15 protein-coding genes are annotated in these 19,923 nt (G+C 61.1%); 11 read left to right on the forward strand and 4 right to left on the reverse strand.

Annotated elements, in window-relative coordinates:
* Positions 1 to 27 precede the first annotated feature (27 nt).
* Positions 28 to 519 (forward strand): RNA pyrophosphohydrolase, encoded by a 492-nt coding sequence (locus AC2FNB_RS02265; protein WP_496744211.1) that lies wholly within the window; start codon positions 28 to 30, stop codon positions 517 to 519.
* 367 nt (positions 520 to 886) lie between these two features.
* Here the strand turns inward: AC2FNB_RS02265 and AC2FNB_RS02270 are convergent, their stop codons facing one another.
* On the reverse strand, positions 887 to 1,687 hold the full coding sequence (locus AC2FNB_RS02270; RefSeq protein ID WP_496744213.1) for a helix-turn-helix transcriptional regulator: 801 nt from the start codon (positions 1,685 to 1,687) through the stop codon (positions 887 to 889).
* Between the two features lie 131 nt (positions 1,688 to 1,818).
* On the opposite strand from AC2FNB_RS02270, the gene AC2FNB_RS02275 reads away from it, so the two are divergent.
* The 9 genes from AC2FNB_RS02275 (at position 1,819) to AC2FNB_RS02315 (ending at position 13,138) form a co-directional block, all read left to right on the forward strand.
* The gene (locus AC2FNB_RS02275) at positions 1,819 to 3,795 is read left to right on the forward strand and encodes a CocE/NonD family hydrolase (RefSeq protein WP_496744215.1); all 1,977 of its coding nucleotides are present in this window, start codon (positions 1,819 to 1,821) and stop codon (positions 3,793 to 3,795) included.
* Between the two features lie 28 nt (positions 3,796 to 3,823).
* A complete protein-coding gene (locus tag AC2FNB_RS02280; RefSeq protein ID WP_496744217.1) occupies positions 3,824 to 5,386 on the forward strand; it encodes an ABC transporter substrate-binding protein in 1,563 nt (520 codons plus the stop codon).
* Between the two features lie 87 nt (positions 5,387 to 5,473).
* Complete coding sequence (locus AC2FNB_RS02285; RefSeq protein WP_480749420.1) at positions 5,474 to 6,412, forward strand: ABC transporter permease; 939 nt, start codon at positions 5,474 to 5,476, stop codon at positions 6,410 to 6,412.
* Between the two features lie 10 nt (positions 6,413 to 6,422).
* Positions 6,423 to 7,280 (forward strand): ABC transporter permease, encoded by an 858-nt coding sequence (locus AC2FNB_RS02290; RefSeq protein WP_480749419.1) that lies wholly within the window; start codon positions 6,423 to 6,425, stop codon positions 7,278 to 7,280.
* The gene (locus AC2FNB_RS02295; RefSeq protein WP_496744219.1) at positions 7,277 to 8,257 is read left to right on the forward strand and encodes an ABC transporter ATP-binding protein; all 981 of its coding nucleotides are present in this window, start codon (positions 7,277 to 7,279) and stop codon (positions 8,255 to 8,257) included. Before AC2FNB_RS02290 ends, AC2FNB_RS02295 begins: the two co-directional genes overlap by 4 nt.
* Positions 8,254 to 9,192: an oligopeptide/dipeptide ABC transporter ATP-binding protein gene (locus AC2FNB_RS02300; protein WP_496744220.1), complete on the forward strand. Its 939-nt coding sequence runs from the start codon at positions 8,254 to 8,256 to the stop codon at positions 9,190 to 9,192. The genes AC2FNB_RS02295 and AC2FNB_RS02300 overlap by 4 nt, the downstream gene beginning before the upstream one ends.
* Positions 9,189 to 9,989: an SDR family NAD(P)-dependent oxidoreductase gene (locus AC2FNB_RS02305; protein WP_496744221.1), complete on the forward strand. Its 801-nt coding sequence runs from the start codon at positions 9,189 to 9,191 to the stop codon at positions 9,987 to 9,989. Before AC2FNB_RS02300 ends, AC2FNB_RS02305 begins: the two co-directional genes overlap by 4 nt.
* Positions 9,990 to 10,001: 12 nt before the next feature.
* Positions 10,002 to 11,651, forward strand: coding sequence for an amidohydrolase (locus tag AC2FNB_RS02310; RefSeq protein WP_496744222.1), 1,650 nt, complete (start codon positions 10,002 to 10,004; stop codon positions 11,649 to 11,651).
* Positions 11,648 to 13,138 (forward strand): M81 family metallopeptidase, encoded by a 1,491-nt coding sequence (locus tag AC2FNB_RS02315; RefSeq protein WP_496744223.1) that lies wholly within the window; start codon positions 11,648 to 11,650, stop codon positions 13,136 to 13,138. The genes AC2FNB_RS02310 and AC2FNB_RS02315 overlap by 4 nt, the downstream gene beginning before the upstream one ends.
* Positions 13,139 to 13,241: 103 nt before the next feature.
* Here AC2FNB_RS02315 and AC2FNB_RS02320 read toward each other — a convergent pair whose 3' ends face one another.
* On the reverse strand, positions 13,242 to 13,637 hold the full coding sequence (locus AC2FNB_RS02320) for a DUF1348 family protein (protein WP_480749413.1): 396 nt from the start codon (positions 13,635 to 13,637) through the stop codon (positions 13,242 to 13,244).
* 180 nt (positions 13,638 to 13,817) lie between these two features.
* Here AC2FNB_RS02320 and AC2FNB_RS02325 point away from each other — a divergent pair, with 180 nt between their 5' ends.
* Positions 13,818 to 17,027 (forward strand): AAA family ATPase, encoded by a 3,210-nt coding sequence (locus AC2FNB_RS02325; protein ID WP_496744224.1) that lies wholly within the window; start codon positions 13,818 to 13,820, stop codon positions 17,025 to 17,027.
* 61 nt (positions 17,028 to 17,088) lie between these two features.
* On the opposite strand, the gene AC2FNB_RS02330 is transcribed toward AC2FNB_RS02325, so the two are convergent.
* Together AC2FNB_RS02330 and AC2FNB_RS02335 are read right to left on the reverse strand one after the other, a co-directional pair.
* Positions 17,089 to 18,933: an adenylate/guanylate cyclase domain-containing protein gene (locus AC2FNB_RS02330; protein WP_496744225.1), complete on the reverse strand. Its 1,845-nt coding sequence runs from the start codon at positions 18,931 to 18,933 to the stop codon at positions 17,089 to 17,091.
* Between the two features lie 90 nt (positions 18,934 to 19,023).
* On the reverse strand, positions 19,024 to 19,794 hold the full coding sequence (locus tag AC2FNB_RS02335; RefSeq protein ID WP_496744226.1) for an SDR family NAD(P)-dependent oxidoreductase: 771 nt from the start codon (positions 19,792 to 19,794) through the stop codon (positions 19,024 to 19,026).
* Positions 19,795 to 19,923: the final 129 nt, after the last annotated feature.

Consider the following 19,923-nt stretch of genomic DNA (forward strand, 5'->3'; position numbering starts at 1 on the left):
GGGCGGAACAACCCGATGAGGCCGCGCATGACCCCCGAAGAAATCGCCAAACTGCCCTATCGCCCCTGCGTCGGGCTGATGCTGATGAATGCCGAGGGCAAGATCTTCGTGGGACAGCGCAACGACCGCCACGCGGACGCCTGGCAAATGCCGCAGGGCGGTGTGGACAAGGGCGAAGATCCCCGCGTCGCAGCCCTGCGCGAGCTGTGGGAAGAAACCGGGGTCACAGCTGATCTGGTCGAAATCATCGCCGAAACCAAGGGCTGGCTGCCCTATGACCTGCCCCATGACATCGTGCCCCATATCTGGAAAGGCCGCTATCGCGGGCAGGAACAGAAATGGTTCCTGTTGCGCTTCACCGGCGCTGACGATCAGATCAACATCGAAACCGACCACCCTGAATTTACCCGCTGGAAATGGCAAAAACCCGACCAGCTGATCGCCGAAATCGTACCCTTCAAGCGCGATGTGTATGAGCGCGTGGTCGAGGCTTTTTCCAGCCACTTGGGCAAGTTATAATCGCTTGGGGTGTTGTTAAAAACGGGCTGCTTTGCAGGCAATCCGGATATGTGCAACTGCGGCAATTGCCGCCGCAGCAATACTTGGCGGTTGCAGCCAAGATATGCAAACCAGGCATTACCAGCCAGCTTCGAAATCCGCTTCAATGCCGCACTTTCGCCGCGATACCGAAAACCGAAAACTGCGGGACGAGACTGTCATCTCGATGGATTGATGATAGGTTAGTCTCCTAGAATGCGGTTCTTTGATTAAACTCTTTTCGGGAGCAAGTTTTTAGGTTTCTTTCTTTGTGCTGAGGGTGCTATTGAGCCATCCCACGCGAAAGCTTGATGAGTTTGCCGGGGATCGCCGGACCGGAACCGGGCCGTCAGACCAGCACACTATCTGGCAGGTCAGGCATATCCTTGTCCGAGGAATCGAGATAGGTGCGAACCGTCGGGTCGATCCACGAGCTTGAAACGGAATAAACCCCGCAGGCCGCAAGCGCCTCGCGCGCGGTTACCCTTTCGGGTAGCCGTTTCCAGATCGTTTTGGCCGCATAGGGCCGTGGATAGGGGCGCCACGCGACCCCCATAGTCATACCGCGCAGGTATTTGAGTTGCTGCCGGTGCGCCGAATAAAGTATCGTCTGCGCAACACTGCCCTCGCGCGCCCTTTCGTGTTCGGTCACAAAAATCCGGTTCCCCCTCAGAGTGACAAGCCCTTCATAGCGTGAAAGCTGCCGTATGCTTTTGTCGGGCGAGGTGGCGTTTTCATGCGACCGGATAGTGATCAGCCCATCCCGTTCGCTCAGCCGGATCAAGGAGCAAAAGATTACCCCATCCCAGGACGGGGTACGAAAGAACGAGTGATAGAATCCCAGATAGCGTTTGAGATTCTTTTGCTGATCGCGGAATGGTTCCAGAAACGTCTTGGACGGCGAGGCCACCTGACCGGGCGACGATTGCGTCAAAAGCACTTCAAACTCCGGTGCGGCGGCAAATAGCTGTGCCTCGGTCATGTCAAAGTGGCGGGCGATACGGCGGAGGTTGTGCGCCGAAGGCATGCTCGACCCGTTCAGATAGCGGTTGAACTGCTGACGGTTCAGCCCGATGTCGCGGCAGATCTGCGAGATGCTGCCATGCTCGGCGCAAAGCTGGCGAAGATTTCGGGAAAAACTTTCTGACATGCTGCAAATTCTTTCGCTACCTGACGCTATTTCACTTCAATATGCATCACATCGCGCAAAATCGCACAATTTCTTTCTTTCGAGAACACGTCATCTTCTTGCACATCAAGTTTCCGAATCCAAAGGCCAACATGTCGATCAGTGTCACCGAAAATACCTGGATCACCCTGCCTGACGGTCGCCGGCTGGCCGCCCGGCTCTGGCTGCCCGATGCGGCCCCTGCGCCTGCGATCCTCGAATATCTGCCCTATCGCAAACGCGACGGCACCGCGCCCCGGGACGAGACCACTCACCGGGTATTTGCCGAGGCCGGATATGCCTGTGTACGGGTCGACATAGCCGGAACCGGCGACAGCCAAGGCCGGTTTGACGATGAGTATTCCGAACAGGAACTCAGCGACGGCGAAGCGGTACTGGCCTGGATCGCGGCGCAGGATTGGTGCGACGGCAATATCGGCATGATTGGCATTTCTTGGGGTGGCTTCAACGGGCTGCAATTGGCCTTTCGCCACCCCGAACCGCTCAAGGCGGTGGTCAGCGTGGCCTCGACAGTGGACCGCTATGCCGATGACATCCATTTCATGGGTGGTTGTTTGCTGAGTGACAATGCCAATTGGGGCAGTCAGATGTTCGCCTATCTCACCCGACCAGCAGACCCGGACCTTCGCCCTGACTGGCGCGAGGACTGGATCGCGCGGCTCGAAAACGTGCCTTTTTCTTCAGTTGACTGGTTGCGCCACCCCACCCGCGACGCGTTCTGGATACACGGTTCGGTATGCGAGGACTGGTCCGCCATTCAAGCCCCGACCCTCGCCATCACCGGTTGGGCCGACGCCTACGTGAACGCACCGCCCGCTCTTGCGGCCAATCTGACCGTGCCCGCCAAAGCCATCATCGGCCCGTGGGAGCATCGCTATCCCCATATCTCCAAGCTCGACCCGGCGGATTTCCATTCCGAGGTGATTGGCTGGTTCGACCGCTGGCTGAAGCGGGAACAGAACGGCGCCGAAGACCTGCCAGACTACCGCACCTTCATGCAGGAACATTTCAACCCGACCAAGGAAAACAAGCCGCGCACGGGCCGCTGGATCGCCGAGGCGATCTGGCCCTCGCCAAACGTGAAGGATCGCGTCCTGCACCTTGCCCCCGGCGGCTTTGCCGACGTCCCTACAGCAGGCACGGTTGATGTTGCTTCACCCGCCCACACTGGACAAGCGGCGGGATATTTCTGCCCCGGCATGCGAATCGACAACGAACTGGCAGAAGATCAGACCCCTGACGATGCCTTGTCGACCTGCTTTGATACCGCGCCGCTAGACGCCCCGCTGGAACTGCTGGGTCGACCGTGCCTGAAGTTCGCATTTTCCGTCGACAAGCCCGTGGCGCAGCTGGTGGCACGGCTGTGTGATGTCTCGCCCGAGGGCGTGTCACAGCGGATTACCTATCGTCCGCTCAACCTGTGCCATTACAACAGCCACGAAACGCCCGAGCCACTGGTGCCCGGTCGGATTTACGAGGCCGAGGTCGAGTTGAACGAATGCGCCCACCACCTGCGGGAGGGCCACATCCTGCGACTGTCGCTGTCAACGTCCTACTGGCCGATCGTCTGGCCTTCACCACGGACGACCCGCGTGTCACTGCATCTGCAAAACTGCACCCTGCACCTGCCCGTGCGGCAAGTCATGCAGGAAACCGAGCCCGCCAATCCCACTACTGCGCAGGCGTTCCCGGTGCTCGCAGCCGAGCAGTTGCGCCCGCCATCCGGCACGTCGAACCGCCACGTCACCAAGGAGGGGCGGGTGGTTCTGGACACCTTCGACGACTACGGCAAGGCACGCGATCCCTATCACGGGCTGATCGTCGGCAGTCATGTTACTATGCACTACGGCATACACCCAGACGACCCCGCCTCGGCCGAGTTCAAGGCAGAGTGGCGTTTTACCTTTGAACGCGGCGACTGGCAAGTTGCCATCGAGACCGAAAGCTGCATGACCTGTGACGGCGACATGTTTCACCTGCGCCGGAAACTGCGCGCCACCGAAGGCGCGAACGACTCCGAAGTCCTGACAAAGGAATGGTCCGAAACCGTTCCACGCGGGATTCTTTGACCCAAGATCTGATCCAAGGGAGGATACCATGAAGATCGAATGGACCAAGGCGGCAGTGGGCCGTCGTGGATTTCTGAAAGGCGCGACCGCGCTGGGTGCGGCCACGGCCTTGCCAATGAGATGGGCACAACGGGCCTTTGCCGCCGTTGACGGTGTCTTGCGCGTGCGCTCCTATGGCGACGCGCAGAACATGGACCCCGCGCACAGCGTTGGCGTGGTCGAGGAAGAGGTACACGCCGCCATCTACAACAAGCTGATCCAGTACAAGCCGGGCCGCGAATGGGACTGGCAACTGGACGCTGCCACGATGATCGAACAGGTCGACCCGACACATATCAAATTCGCCCTGCGCGACGACATCGGCTTTACCAACGGCCATGGCGCGATGACCGCCGAAGATGTGAAATTCAGCTTTGAACGCATCGTCGATGACGCCACCGAAAGCCCCAACAAGCCCGACATGGGTCCGCTCAGCCATGTCGAAGTGACCGGAGAGCGCGAAGGCACCATCGTTCTGAACGAACCCTTCGCCCCGCTCTGGACCATCGCATTGCCCTATATCACCGGCAACATCGTCTCCAAGGCGGCGACCGAGGCCGCAGGCGGCCGCATCGGCGCCGACCCGGTGGCGGAATCCGGTCCCTATCTGCGGGCCAGCTGGTCGCCCAAGGAAAAGACCGTTCTCAAGCGCAATCCCGACTGGAAGGGCGATGCGCCGGTCTGGGATACGATCGAGATCTATCCGATCGACGACGAGAACACTGCCGAGATCGCGTTCGAGGCAGGCGAGCTGGACTTCACCCGTGTATCTCTGGGCTCGGTCGAGCGCTATCGCGCTGGTGTGCCGAATGGCGGAACCCTTCTGGAATACCCGTCGCTCTACTATGCGTGGCTGGGCATGAATCTGGATCATCCCAAACTGCAGAATCCGAAACTGCGTCAAGCGATCCAGCATGCCATCGACGTGCCCACCGTTCTGCAGGCGGCCTATTTCGGCGCGGTCGAGCCATCAACTGGCATCATCGCACCGGGCCTTGCCGGGCATCGCGAGAAATCTCTGGTGCCGCCGCAGGCCGATTTCGCCAAAGCAGCCGAGCTGTTGGCTGAATCCGGTGAAACCAACGTCACGCTCAAACTCGACACGCTGAACAAGACCACCTTCACCACCGCCGCGCAGGTCATTCAGGCCACGCTGGCACAGATTGGCATCACGGTTGAGGTCAACGTGCTGGAATCCGGGGCCTTCTGGGCCAGCGGCGACAACGAAGACCTGCAACTGGTTCTGAACCGCTTCTCGATGACGCCGGATCCCTATTATGCCACCGCCTGGTTCACCACGGAACAGGCCGGCATCTGGAACTGGGAGCGGTTCAAGAACGAAGAGTTCGACCAGATCCACAACTCGGCCTATCAGGAAACTGACAACGCCAAACGCGCGGCGATGTACCAGCGTGCGCAGGATCTGATGGAGGAAAGCGGCGCCTATCGCTTCCTGACCCACGAGGCAACACCGGTGATCCATTCGGCAGGCGTTGCCCCGGCGCTGCGCCCCGACGGTTTGGCGCTACTGCGGTACTTTGGCAAGTCGTAACCTGTTTCGCCAATCGGTCCCGGCCATGCGATTTCGTGGTGGCCGGGAGCGGCAATCGACCGCACAAGCCAAAGGAGCCATGCGGCCATGCTGAATTTCGCAACCCGTCGCTTCGGGCTGGCGTTGCTCATCCTGTTCGTGGCGGTCACCGTCATGTTCCTGATGATCCGCGCCGTTCCCGGCGACCCCGTCCAGATCATGCTGGGGCCGCGCGCCACGCCCGAGCTTCAGGCCCGCCTGACCGCCGAACTGGCGCTGGATCAGCCGATCTGGAAACAGCTCGTCATCTTCTATGGCAACCTCCTTCAGGGCGATCTGGGTATCGACGTCTTTTCCGGGCGCTCGGTGACGGATATCGTGTTCGAGCAACTGCCGCACACACTTTGGCTAATCTTCGCCTCGATCACCTGGTCGGCGGCCCTTGGCATCGCGCTCGGCGCCTATGCCGCGGCACATCCCAATACGCTGATCGACCGCGTTGCCGCCGCCGTTTCGGTCAGTTTTGTGGCCGCGCCCGCCTTTGTGGTGGCGCTGTTGTCGCTTTTGGTCTTCGCGGTTCATCTGCAATGGTTTCCCGCCATCGGCGCGGGTGAAGGTTTCTGGGATCGCCTCGATCACCTGGTTCTGCCTGCCTTCGCCATCGGGCTCAGTTGGGTGGGCTATATCGCCCGGCTGGTGCGCGCCTCGATGCTCGAGGTGATGGGAGAGAACCACGTCCGTACTGCCCGTGCATTTGGCATCAACGAACGGCGCGTGGTCATGGTCTATGCGCTGCGCATCGCCATCCTGCCTGTTGTGACCGTGATCGGCGTCGGCATGGGCTTCCTGCTCTCCTCCGCCGTCTTTGCCGAGATCGTCTTTGCCCGCCCCGGTCTGGGCAAGCTGGTAATCGACTCGATCACTACCCGCAACTATCCGATCGTGATGGGGTCGGTGCTTATCTCAACCGCGCTGTTCGTAGCGTCCACGGCACTGGCCGACCTGGTCAACGCCTGGCTCGACCCCCGCGCCCGCACGGCCAAGTAAGGAGCGTGACATGACCAAATCCCGTTCCGAACTGGGCCAGATCATCCACGGCGTCGCGCGCGACCCGCTTGGCCTGATGGGGCTGATCATCGTCGGCACCATCGTGTTCTGCGCCGTCTTCGCCGCCTGGATCGTACCCTATGACCCGGTTGCGATGGACATTCAGGCGCGGCTTCAGGGGCCGTCACTGGCCCATCCACTCGGCACCGATCAGTTGGGCCGCGACACGTTTTCCCGCGTGATCATGGGTGGGCAGGTCGCGCTCAAGGTGGCGCTTCCGGCGGTGTTCGGTGCCATGGCCATCGGCCTGACACTGGGCATGATCGCAGGCTACGGGCCGAAATGGCTCGACAATATCCTGATGCTTTTCTTCGACACCATTCGGTCCTTCCCGACAGTGATGTTCGCACTGGCCGTGGTGGCGTTGATCGGGCCCAGCCTGCAAACCGTGGTTTTCGTGGTTATGGCCACCTCGATCCCCACCTATGGCCGGGTGGCCCGTACCCAGACGCTGACCTTGCGTAACTCCGAATTCATCCTTGCCGAACGTTCGATGGGCGCCAGCATGAGCCGCATTCTGGGCGTTCACATGCTGCCCAATATCGTTGGTGTACTGGCCGTACTGGCCGCAATGGACATCCCCACCGTGATCGCGCTTGAAGCTGGCCTCTCCTTCCTGGGCCTTGGCGTCAAGCCGCCGACCCCCAGCTGGGGCGCGCTGCTGAAAGACGGCTATTCGCTGATCCGGCAGACACCCTGGCTGGTGGTGGGTGGCGGCCTGCCGATCATCCTGGCCACGCTCGGCTTCACCTTCCTGGGCGAGTCCCTGCGTGACGTGGTCGATCCGAAACTGAGGAAACAACGATGACCGAGACCCTTCTGGAAATCGACCGCCTCAGCGTCGATTACGAAACTGCCCGCGGCGACCTGAAAGCCCTGCGCGACATCACCTTCGATGTCCGCGAGGGAGAGATCGTGGGCATCGTGGGCGAGAGCGGCTGTGGCAAATCAACCCTGATCTCCTCGATCCTGCGCCTGACCGCACCCAACACCCGGTTCCGACAGGGCGAAGTGCGGTTCAAGGGCCAGAACCTTCTGGCCCTGCCCGAACGCAAGATGCGCAATTTGCGCGGCGCGGATATCTCCATAGTGTTTCAGGACCCGATGCAAACGCACAACCCCGTGCTCAGCATCGGCCAGCAGATGGTGGACATCCAGCACCGATCAAACGCGCCCAGGGCCGAAAAACGCGCCCGCGCCGCCGGGATGCTGGGCGCGGTGGGCATCCCCGACCCCGAGGCGCGACTGAACCAGTTCCCGCATGAATTCTCGGGCGGTATGCGACAGCGCATCGCCATCGCCATGGCGCTGATGTCCGAACCCGACCTGCTGATCGCGGACGAACCGACAACCGCGTTGGATGCCACACTCGAAGTGCAGATCATCGAACGCCTGCAGGAACTGCAACGCGAATTCAACTGTGCCATCCTGTTCATCTCGCACCACCTTGGCGTCATTGCGGAGCTCTGCGACCGAGTGGTGGTGATGTACGCTGGTGCAGTCGTGGAAAGCGGCGATGTGCGCGAAATCTTCCACAATCCCAAACACCCCTACACCCGACGGCTGATCGACTGCGATCCGGGCCATATCAAGGAACGCGCCCGAGTCCTGCCCACCATCCCGGGCGAAGTGCCCGATCTGGCCAACCTGCCCGACGGCTGCATCTTCCGCGACCGCTGCGATCAGGCGATGCCGCACTGCGCCACCCAGATACCGCCTCTGGAACAGTTGCGTCAGGGTCATCACGCCGCCTGCTGGCTGAACCACGAGGAGGCGATGTCATGAGCCTGTTGGACGTTCGCGACATAAAAACCAGCTATGGCCCCGTCAACGTTCTGGCCGGGGTCAGCTTTGCAGTGGAGGCGGGTGAAACTTATGCGCTTGTGGGGGAAAGCGGTTCGGGCAAGACAACCGTGATCCGCGCCATTGCCGGGCTGGCCCCGGCGCAGGAAGGCTCGGTCAGGTTCGACGGGCAGGAAATCCGGGGCGCGTCCGAACGCGCCCTGCGCCCGTTGCGCAAGGATATCGCCATGATGTTCCAGGACCCGGTCGGGTCCCTGTCACCGCGCCTGACCATCGGCAGCCTTATCACCGAACCCTACCGCATTCAGGGCCTGAAGGACCGCGATCTGGATGCCGAGGCAAAACGCCTGCTGGAAATGGTGAACCTGCCCGCCCATTTCGCCGACCGATACCCCTATCAGCTGTCGGGCGGTCAGGCGCGTCGCGTCGGCGTCGCGCGCGCGCTGGCGTTGGAACCCCGGCTGATCCTTGCCGACGAACCCACTGCCGGTCTGGACGTGTCGGTGCAGGGCGAGCTTTTGAACCTGCTCAACGACCTGCGCGAACGGCTGGGGCTGGCGATGGTGATCATCACCCACAATCTCAACGTGGTGCGCCACGTGTCGGACCGCATGGGCATCATGTATCTTGGCCGTCTGGTCGAGGAAGGCACCACCGAGGCGATCTTCCACGACCCGCGCCACCCCTATACCCGCTGCCTGTTGAGCGCCAACCCCGAACCGGACCCAGACGCGCGTCTCGAACGCATCGCCCTCAAGGGCGAGCCACCCAGCCTGCTCAACCGACCCTCGGGTTGCGAGTTTCGCGAGCGCTGCCCGTTCGCGCAAGCGATCTGCACCCAAACCCCGGTATGGGAAGTCGAAAACGGCCACGGCCTGCGTTGTCTAGCCCCGTTGCAGCCCGGACAAGCGGCATGAAACGGTTCGCCAGCAAAACGGTTCTGGTGACCGGCGGCCATACCGGCATCGGTTTTGCCATCGCCCAACGCTTCGCGCAGGAGGGCGCAAAGCTGATTCTTGTCGGACGCGACCAGGCCAAGGGCGATGCGGCGGCGGATAAGCTCGTCGCGACGGGGTGGACCTGCCGGTTCCTGTCTGTGGACCTATCGCACGAAGACACGGTGACCGATCTTGTTTCAGGGCTGTCGCGGCTCGACGTTCTGGTCAACAATGCAGGCCTTGGCAGCCTGCGGACCGAACATGATCCGGGCGACAGTCCTGGCACCCGCTGGAACCGGGTCCGGGGCGCCAATCAGGACAGCGCTTACCTGATGACCGCCCATTGCCTGCCGCTTTTGCGCGCCTCGGGTGGATCGGTGGTCAACATCTCCTCCACCTCTTCCCTGTATGGCAACTGGGGCCTTTACGGTGTCGCCAAGGCCGGGGTCGAGGCGCTGACCCGCGCCTTTGCCGCCGAAGCCGCGCCTGTACGGATCAACGCGGTCAGTCCCGGCTGGATCGAAACCGAAGTGACGGCCCGCGCGTCAGGCAACATGGACGGCAACTGGGATTTGCCGCCGTCGCTCCTCAACCGCATGGGCACCGGGGCTGAAATCGCCGGCGCTGTGGCCTTTCTGGCATCGGGCGACGCCAGTTTCATCACCGGCCAGACGCTGGTTGTTGATGGTGGCCTGACGCTGATCGACTATCCTTCCCGCCCCCTGCTTGAGAGGCGGGGACACGTCCTGCGCGCACGCCAAGACGGAAATGACTGAACCGGGACCGCGATGACATCCACACTGTATTTCAACGGCCCGATCCTTACGATGGACGCCGGGAATTCCAGCCCCGAGGCGGCGCTGACCGTGGGCGAAACAATCCGCGCTGTCGGAGCCGAAGCAGACCTGCGCGCCCGGATGCCCGCTGGAACGCTGGAACACGATCTGCAGGGGCAAACCCTGATCCCGGCCTTCATTGACCCGCACGGGCATTTTCCCGATCCCGGCTTCATCAAACTCTTCCGCGTCGATCTGGCCTCCCCCCCGCGCGGGGATTGTGCCGACATGTCTACGGCCCTTGCCAAGCTGCGTGCCAAGGCGGCGCAATCGCCGGACGGCGAATGGGTCATGGGCGTTCTGTTCGACAATACCGCCATCGCCGAAACCCGCATGCCAACGCGGCATGAACTTGACGACGTATCGCTGACGCATCCGGTGTGGGTTCTCCACGCCTCCGGACATAACGGGGCGGCGAACTCTCTGGCGCTGAAACTGCACGGCGTGAACCGTGACACGCCCGACCCCCTCGGCGGGCGCTTTGGCCGCGACCCCGAAACCGGCACGCTGACCGGACTCGTAGAAGGGCTGTCGGCGATGCGCGAAATGGGCGACACAAACTTCCTGATCGACCGCGACCGGTTCTGGCAGGGCTTTGCCGCTTGCCGCGACGAATACCTCGCCCACGGCGTCACCTATGCCCAGAACGCCTGGGCTTCGCGTGAGTTGCTCGAACACTTCGCCAGCCTGCCCGCCGAAACCGATCCCGGCATCGACCTGGAACTGCTACCGATCGGCGAACTGGAACCGGCCCTCAGCCAGGGACCCGAGCCGCTGATCTGGCCCGGTAATCCCCATTTCACCCTTGGTGCGCGCAAGCTGTTCGCTGACGGGGCCTTTCAATTGCAAACCGCGTATCTGAGCGCGCCATACCACACACCTCTCGACCCACAAAACCCTTGCGGCATGCCGTATACGACGCAAGCCGATCTCGACGCGCAGGTTGCCAAACTGCATGGCATGGGCTTTCAGATCCATTGCCATTGCAACGGCGATGCCGGGGCGGGCATGTTCATCACCGCCGTCGAAAGGGCGCTTGCCGATCACCCGCGCGCTGATCACCGTCACACGATCATTCACGGCCAGACCCTGCGCGACGACCAGTTGCAGCAGATGGCCCGCCTCGGGATCACCGTCAGCTTTTTCTCCGCCCATGTTCATTTCTGGGGCGACCGCCATTACGACACGTTCTTGGGACCGGACCGCGCAGATCGGATATCGCCTGCGGCCTCTGCCGAACGATTTGGCGTCCGATACACCATCCACAACGACGCCTCCGTTACACCCACGCGACCGATCCATCTGGCCCATTGCGCAGTGAACCGGCTGACATCCGGCGGCAGGGTGCTGGGCGACGGCCAAAAGACAAGCGTCCTGTCAGCCCTGCGCGCCCAGACCATCGACGCCGCCTGGCAGGTGTTCAAGGAAGATGTGCGCGGCTCGATCGAACCGGGCAAAATCGCCGATTTCGCCATACTCGACCGCAATCCGCTCATCGAACCAGATCAACTGAACAACACTCGCGTCATCCAGACCATTCGACGGGGCCAGACCGTGTTTCGCAAAACCGCGTCCGAGCCGGAACTCACGGGCGCCCAATGACCAGACCCCGCATCGCAATTGCCGGATTTCAACACGAAACCAACTGCTTTGGTGTGACCAGGGCCGGCCTTGCCGAATTCCAGATGGCCGATTCCTGGCCCGAAATGCTGCACGGCCCCCATGTTGTTTCGCGGACGCGGGGCATGAACCTGCCCATCGCGGGCTTTGCCACCGCCGCCCAAGGCGCCGGAATGGAACTTGCCTCGATCCTGTGGTGCGCCGCCGAACCTTCGGCCCATGTCACCGACCACGCGTTTGAAACGATTTGTGGCATGCTGCTGGATGGCCTGCGCGCGTCAGGGCCTCTGGATGCGGTCTATCTCGACCTGCATGGCGCGATGGTCACAGAAAGTCTCGCTGATGGCGAAGGCGAAGTGCTGCGCCGCGTGCGCGATTTGGTGGGCCCGAACACCCCTCTGATCGCCAGCCTCGACCTGCACGCCAACATCTCGCCCGAAATGGTCGAGATCGCCGATTTCCTCGCGATCTACCGGACCTATCCGCATCTCGACATGGCCGAAACCGGCGCGCGCTGCCTGCCGATGCTGCAACGCCTGCTGGCAGGCGAAAGGCCGTTCAAATCCTTCCGCCAGATCCCCTATCTGATTCCGTTGCACGCGCAGTACACAGGCGCCGCACCGTTTGACCGGATCTACGATATCCTGCCGCAGCTGACCGGTCGCGGCGTTTCGGCCGACATCGCCCTCGGCTTCACTGCCGCCGACATCCCCGACACCGGCCCCTCCTGCGTGACCTATGCCGCAACCGCCCGGCATGCCGACCGCGCCGCAGATGAAATCCTGACGCTGTTCGAAACCTGCGAACCCCAGATCGCCATCACCATGCTTTCGCTCGACGCGGCCGCGGCTCTGGTGCGACAGGCCCCGAACAAGCCGATCGTTCTGGCCGATGTTCAGGATAATCCCGGAGCGGGCGGCACCTCGGACACCACCGGCCTGCTGAAGACGCTGGTCGGGGCCGGGGCGAGAGGCGTTCTGATGGGTCTGTTCCACGACCCCGAAGTGGCTGCAGCGGCCCATGCAGCAGGCACAGGCGCTCGCCTCCGTGCCGCCTTGGGCGGCAAATCCGGTCTTGCTGGACAATCCCCCGTCGAGGCCGAGTTTCAGGTTCTCGCCCTCAGCGACGGAACTTGCCGGTATACAGGGAAAATGTACGGGGGCGGCATTGCCACTTTGGGCAAGACCGCCGCCTTGAAACTGATCGGAACCGGCGTCGATGTCGATCTGGTCGTGACCTCGGTGCGCAGCCAGTGCCTCGATCTCGCGCACTTCACCCATCTGGGGCTGGACCCGACCGGCTATGCGCTGATCTGCGTCAAAAGCACCGTGCACTACCGCGCCGCGTTCGACCCCATCGCCAGCGCGACATACCCCGTTGCCGCCCCCGGCGCATTCCTGTGTGACCTGGAGCAAGTCCCCTATCGGAACCTTCCCGCCGGCAAACGGACAACCCCCCGCGTGGCATGATCATCCACAATCTGTGGACAGGCGGGTGCACCTCGAAGAACCCGAGCGTCGCGTGCCGGGCCTATGCAATCGCGGATTTTCGGTCGATTCCTATTATTTTCGACTATTCCCCTGCAACCTGGCGATCATAGTCGAGGGCATCGAACCAACCCAGGGAATTGGTGATGACGCTGTTCTCATCCAGTTCCCATTCCTCCCAGCCACTTGCTTTCACATAGTTGCCGGTTTCCGAATGATGCCCCTCCAGCGTCCAGCCAAAGACTGCATGATCGCCCGCAACCCGAAAGAAATCCCGCGTCAGCTTCAGATCAGAAAAAGACGCCATGAACCCGCTCGCCATTGCAATCATCGCCTCGCGTCCGAACTGGTTGTCGCCTCGATTAATCGTGATCCCTTTGCCCGGGGCATAGTGACCGGCAACCGCTTGTGGATCGCCCGAATTCCACGCGGCAGTGTACGCCTCGGTCATCTTTTCGAACGTGGTCTCATCCACTCCCATCGTGTTCCTCCCCCAATGATTACCCGTGGCAACCTAGACGCCATTACATTTCCCTGTCCACAGACGAAACGGCAGGGCCATTGCTCAAACGTGCCTGTGGGTGGGCAATAATCATTGCCCAATCGAACATGATCGGAAAAACTGGCATTGCAGAACCAAAGGAAAGGGTTGCGGACCCGGATGTCGAAACTCGGAGAATGGCTGGCGCAAAGAAACCTTGCGAATCTCGAAGCGTCTCTGGTCGAAAACGAGATTGATCTGGACATTCTGTTCGATCTCACCGACGAGGATATGCGCGAGATCGGCCTGTCCCTTGGTGCGCGAAAACGATTGCGCGCAGCCTTCGATGCGGATGCGACCGATCCCCAACCCGTCGTAATTTCCCCCGCGAACGTCCCGCGCGACGCGGAACGGCGCCACCTGACGACCTTGTTCATCGACCTCGTCGGCTCGACCGCACTGTCGGCGCGGCTGGACCCCGAAGATATGAGTGATGTCATCAAGCGCTACCAGAACACCGTGGCAGGCATCGTCACCCGCTACGAAGGCCACGTCGCAAAGTACATGGGTGATGGAGTGCTGTGCTATTTCGGCTGGCCGGTCGCACATGAAGACGATGCGAAACGCGCTACACGTTCTGCCTTGGCGACGGTACGTTCTGTCGCAGAAATGCGCGCACCGGATGGTCAGGCGATGGCGGCGCGCGCCGGCGTGGCGACCGGAATGGTCGTTGTGGGCGACCTTATCGGCGAAGGCTCGGCGCAGGAGGAAACTGTCGTTGGCGATACTCCCAACCTTGCGGCACGTCTTCAAACGCTTGCCGAACCGGGCCAGATTCTGGTCTCGGATGAAACCCGGCATCTGATTCAAGACACTTTCGAGACCGAGACGTTGGGCCAGTTCAGCATCAAAGGGCTGGATGCGCCGGTCTCGGCCTGGCAAGTGACGGTCGAGCGCAGTCTCGAAAGCCGGTTCGAGGCCGAGGACCTCGCCCCTATCCTTCCCATGATCGGCCGCAACCACGAGCTTGGACTGATCATGGAACGCTGGCATCGCGCGGTCTCTGGCGAAGGGCAGGTCACTGTCCTGATCGGCGAAGCGGGTATCGGAAAGTCGCGGCTCACGCGGGCTGTTGTCGATGAGATCCGCCAGCAAGACCACTATCGGATCAATTACCACTGCTCGCCCTATCACACGGATTCCAGCTTCTATCCGGTCATCCGGCAGCTGTCCCATGCGATGGGTCTGCGCGAAACCGACACGACCGAGGACAAGATTGGCAAGCTGCACCAACAGCTTCGCGTAGCCGATCCTGGGATCATCGCCGAGCTTTTGCAAGTTGAAGCCGTATCCGCTGACAGCATCTCGGATATGTCTCCGCAACAGCTCCGGCTCCGGATCATGGAAGAAACCTCGCGCGAAATGCAGGCCTTGGCACGGGAAAGGCCGGTCCTGCTGGTCGTCGAAGACGCGCATTGGAGCGATGCTTCGACGCTGGCGATGATCGAGGCGTGTCTGGACCGCATCGCAGGCGAACGTGTGATGATCCTTATCACCGCGCGTCCCACGTTCCGGCATGGCTTCGGCGGTCATCCGATCATGTCAAACCTGACGCTCAACCGCCTGGGTTCGGACCAGATCGAAGGGGTTCTGGCCAAGATCACCGGCGGCAAGACTCTGCCCGACGAACTGGTCGCGGAAATCATTAACCGGACCGACGGCGTGCCGCTGTTCATCGAGGAACTCACCAAGACCATCCTTGAGTCCGGTGATCTGATTGAAAACGAACACAGCTTCGAACTTGCCGGTCCTTTGAACCGGGTCACTATCCCCGCAACGCTGCACGATTCCCTTATGGCGCGGATCGACCGGTTGCAGCCCGTCAAGGAAATTGCCCAGATGGCGGCCTGTATCGGCCGCAGTTTCGAGCGTGCGGCGCTGGCCAAGATCGCGCGCGTCGACGACCGGATGCTGGACGACGCATTGGGACAGCTCGAACGCAGCGAGCTTGTGTTCCGGCGGGGAACACCACCCGATGCAACTTATGTCTTCAAACACGCGCTGGTGCGTGACGTCGCGTATGAAAGCCTGTTGAAACGGCGGCGTCTGGAAATTCATCACCGGCTCGTCGACCTGTTCGAAACCGACCCGACCGCGCCAGCCGAACTGATTGCACACCACGCAACCGAAGCAGGGTTGACGGAAAAAGCCGTTCTCTTGTGGGGCGAAGCCGCAAAGAAAGCACAAGCTCGCCCAGCCTATATCGAAGCAGGCAATCAGTTGCGAACCGCGCTCGAGCTGGTTTCGGGGCTTCTGGACAAGCCCGAATGGCGGGAAAAGGAACTGGCCTTGCTGGTACAGCTTGCGCAGGTCCACATCGCCAAGGATGGATACGCGTCCAAGGAAGCAGGCGATGCATTTTCTCGGGCGCTGGAGCGTATCGGGGCAACCTCCGACCCCGAGCTGAAGGTTGCAATCTATTATGGCAAATGGATCGCCCCTTATATCGGCAACGATCTGCACCTTGCTTTCGATCTGGTGTCGCGTTTGGTCACGGACATGGCCGATGAAACCGACCCCATCCCGGGGCTGATTTCGCGCCGGATGCGGGCCGCGACCCTCATCGCCATGGGCCGGTCACCCGAGGCGCTCGAAGACTTGAATGCGGCTTTCGCCTTGTACCAGTCGGCCGAAATCGTGGAATTCTCGACCAGATTTGCACAAGACCCCGGCGTACAGATATGGTGTTACATGCTGCTGGCACAATGGATGTGCGGGGACGAGGCCGAGGCGTGGAACACGGCCAATCGGTCATTGGCCCGTGCGCGGAAACTCAAACATGCAAACACGATCTGCTATGCAGGCCTGCATTCTGTCACCCTGGCAATCTGGACCGAAAATGTCGCACGCGCCCGTGAGATCAACGACGAAATGAGGCGTCTGGCCGAAGATCACGACATGGCGCTATGGAAGAGTTACGTGACCATCCACGATGCTGTTCTCGCCTGCATGACGGATGAGCCGGACGCTGCCAAGCGGCTGGATGTCGCTCTTGAGGAATACCGGATGACAGGCTGCTGGCTCTGGGTCTCGCTGTACCTGAGCGAACAGGCAAAAGCGCTGCTGAGGTCTGGTGATCTCACTGCCGCAATGCGCTCGGTCGACCGCGCCCTGCGCGAGCAGGAAGCAACCGGGGAACGCTGGGCCGAGGCCGAACTTCGCCGGATCCAAGGCGAAATCCTGATGGCCAGTGGGGAAAACGCCGCCGCCAAAACGGCATTTCAACAGGCTGCCTCTGTAGCCTGCGCGCAGCAGGCCCAAGCCCTGACTATGCGCGTGGCGAAATCGTCGGAGATACACGGGATTGAAATCAATCACGCGGATGTCTGACTGACTGCTCGTTCACAACGTTTCGAAAGCTTGGCGCGAAAATCGTATGGCAATACAACGCCTAACCTCTTGCATCCGAACTATCTGCAGCCCCTGTTCCTTTTACCCGAACGAACCGCACCGGTTCCGCAAAACCGCCCAGCAAGGCCCGATCTTCTGTCGCGCTGCGAGCCGCAAGATGGGCGGGTGCCTCACCCGAAGCCGAGATCGCCATCGACAAAACGATCTCTCCGCCATCTGCCTGCGCCTGCAATCGCGCGGCTAAATTCACGGCAGCGCCAAAATAATCCAATACACCATTTGAGGTGACGGCGACGCATGTGCCCTCGTGCACCCCGATCTTGAGTTCAATTGGCGCCAGATCGTGGTTGCGATTGAATATTCCTACCTCGTCCTGCATGTCGAGCGCCGCGCAAAGCGCCGCCTCGCCACTCGGAAATGTCGCCATCACCGCATCACCAATGGTCTTGACCAACGCACCGTCATGACGCGCAATTCGTTCTTCGAGAAAGGCAAAATGGTTGCGAACCATCGCATAGGCACGGCTGTCACCAACCTGCTCGAACAGGGCGGTCGAGCCTTTCAGGTCTGTAAACAGGATGCCGGTCCAGCCGATCTCCACCTCGTCGCCAGGGCGGAGCAATTGCTCCGGGCACAACTCGCGAAATGCCCGCATGCCGATCACGGTTGGCACCGACAGCGCGTTTCTGGACCACTCGGTCGTCTCGATCACCAGGCAACGAGGATTCTCACATTTGTTGATGGCGTGAACGAACCCTTGCGGAGCTGGGTCGCCTAGTATCAACCGGTCTTCTTCGATCACTATCTCCGGAATCACGCCGCCGAAGATCTCTATTTCCGTCATCGGCCCCGGCTCGATCGTGCGTATGCGGTAACGCCCGTCCCGCAAAAAGACCTGTTCGGTTCGTTCGCCAAGCGCACCAACATCGCATTGAATCTTGACGTGCGAAGTGGCCACGGCGGATTGAATGCAGAATGCTTCGGTCGCCGGCACCTGATACCAGGGCGATGGCGCGAACACCAACTCGACATTCCGGGCAAAGTCGCGCTCATAGTCGATGTTGCAAGAGGTGCAATGCACCTCCCGCGGTACGTTCGAAAGCAGCAGGCTTTGCGATTTTCCACCACGGCACCGCGGACACATGACCTCCCAGCGCAGTGCCAGCAGACCGGCCCGATGCGCTGCCAGCATTAGGTCGACCACGTCAGACGGGCGCGCGCCCCAAGCCTTCGCCAATGCCAGCGGGCGCATGCGGCGAACCTCGATAGGATCAGAACTGTCGAGGTACTTCATCAATCGCGAAGTCAGCCCATGCGTATGTGCCTGCTCATCTTCAAGGTGCTGTTTGACCGTCGCGAGCCTGTCTGGCGGTGCCTCGGCTGTGGCTTTTGCGGCTGCGGCCCGGCGCTCTGCAATTGCGTCCACTTTTGATGGCTCCAACATCAGCTTGTGCGTCGCAGCTGGCAATTCCCGAGTGATCAGGTGAAGAAACCCCAATCGAAACAGGGCCTCTCCCAATAAATTGTCCCATCGGGCGGTGTAATCGAAATCCACCTGCGCATTTGTGCCTTCCCCCGAAAAACTGATCCTGACCGACAATTCCTTGTAGGGGCCGTTGAAGAAAAACCGCTCCATCTCGACAAAGCGCCTGTCGACCCACTGACCGAACCGTTCCTCCCACCGTAAAACGAATGGGCCCATGCGCTTCGAACAGCGCCTCAGGGTCCGACCGTCCGATCCGATCACGTCCTCGGCGACGTAGGGAGTAAACCCCGTGCCGGCGACAATGTTCAGTCTTTCGGTGTCCGCAACCGCGTTCCACAGGGCATCAACCGGTGCGTCGAAACGCTCGGTGCGCCGAATTGTGAACATTCGCTCGCGCATTCCGGCCCTCCTCAGGTCTGTGTCGTCCGCCAGAGGCAAATTCGCACGACGAAATCTTGCTCTCTGGGCGCCCGGGACGATCCGACATGCCTACTCGGCGACAAACCCGCCATCCACGACCAACTCGGCACCCGTCATGTACGAGGCGTCGTCGCTGGCAAGGAACAAGACGGCACGCGCAATCTCGCGGGGCTGGGCCAGCCGACCCATCGGTATCTTGGCGATGGTTGCGGCGACGAATGCCTCGGCATCGTCACCGAGGCTTGCAACCGCTGAATGCACCAACGGCGTATCGGTATAGCCGGCATGAATCGAATTGATGCGGATCGGCCAACCGCGACGGGCGCAATCGACGGCAGCGGCCTTGGTCGCGGCCCTCACCCCGCCCTTTGTCGCGCTGTAGGCGGCAAGCAGCGGTTCCCCGATCAAAGCGGCGATGGACGAGTTGTTTATGATTGCGCCTCCGCGGTCTCTCATTGCACGAATTGCGGCCTGCATCCCGAAGAACACGCCATCGAAATTGACTGCTGTGACGTGTCGCCACTGTTCCAGAGTCGTTTCGTCGATCCTGACCATGTGGCCACCGCCGGCATTGTTGAAAAGAACATCCAGGTGTCCGTGGCGGCTGATCACGTCCTTGATCAGGGCATCCCAGCCGTCGGGGTCGGTGGTGTCCTGCCATAGCGTCTCGATTGGCAGACCTGCAGAAACGCTGTCGGCAAGCGCCTTTTCCAAGCCATCCTTGTTGATGTCGGTAGCGACAAGGACCGCGCCTTCTGCCGCAAACTCGACAGCGGTCGCCAAACCGATCCCGCTTGCCGCGCCGGTAACCAGCACGACGCTGCCATCAAACCGGCCCATGTGGTTTCCCTCCGATACACTGCCGTCAGGCAAATTTACCACAGTATTTGACAGGACTGTCAGTGAAAATTATCGGCGGACGATTGCGGCAATGGCGCATCAGGCGAGGCCACAAGACAGTACATTCAA

This window comes from Ruegeria sp. BHSB058 (genome assembly GCF_059613285.1).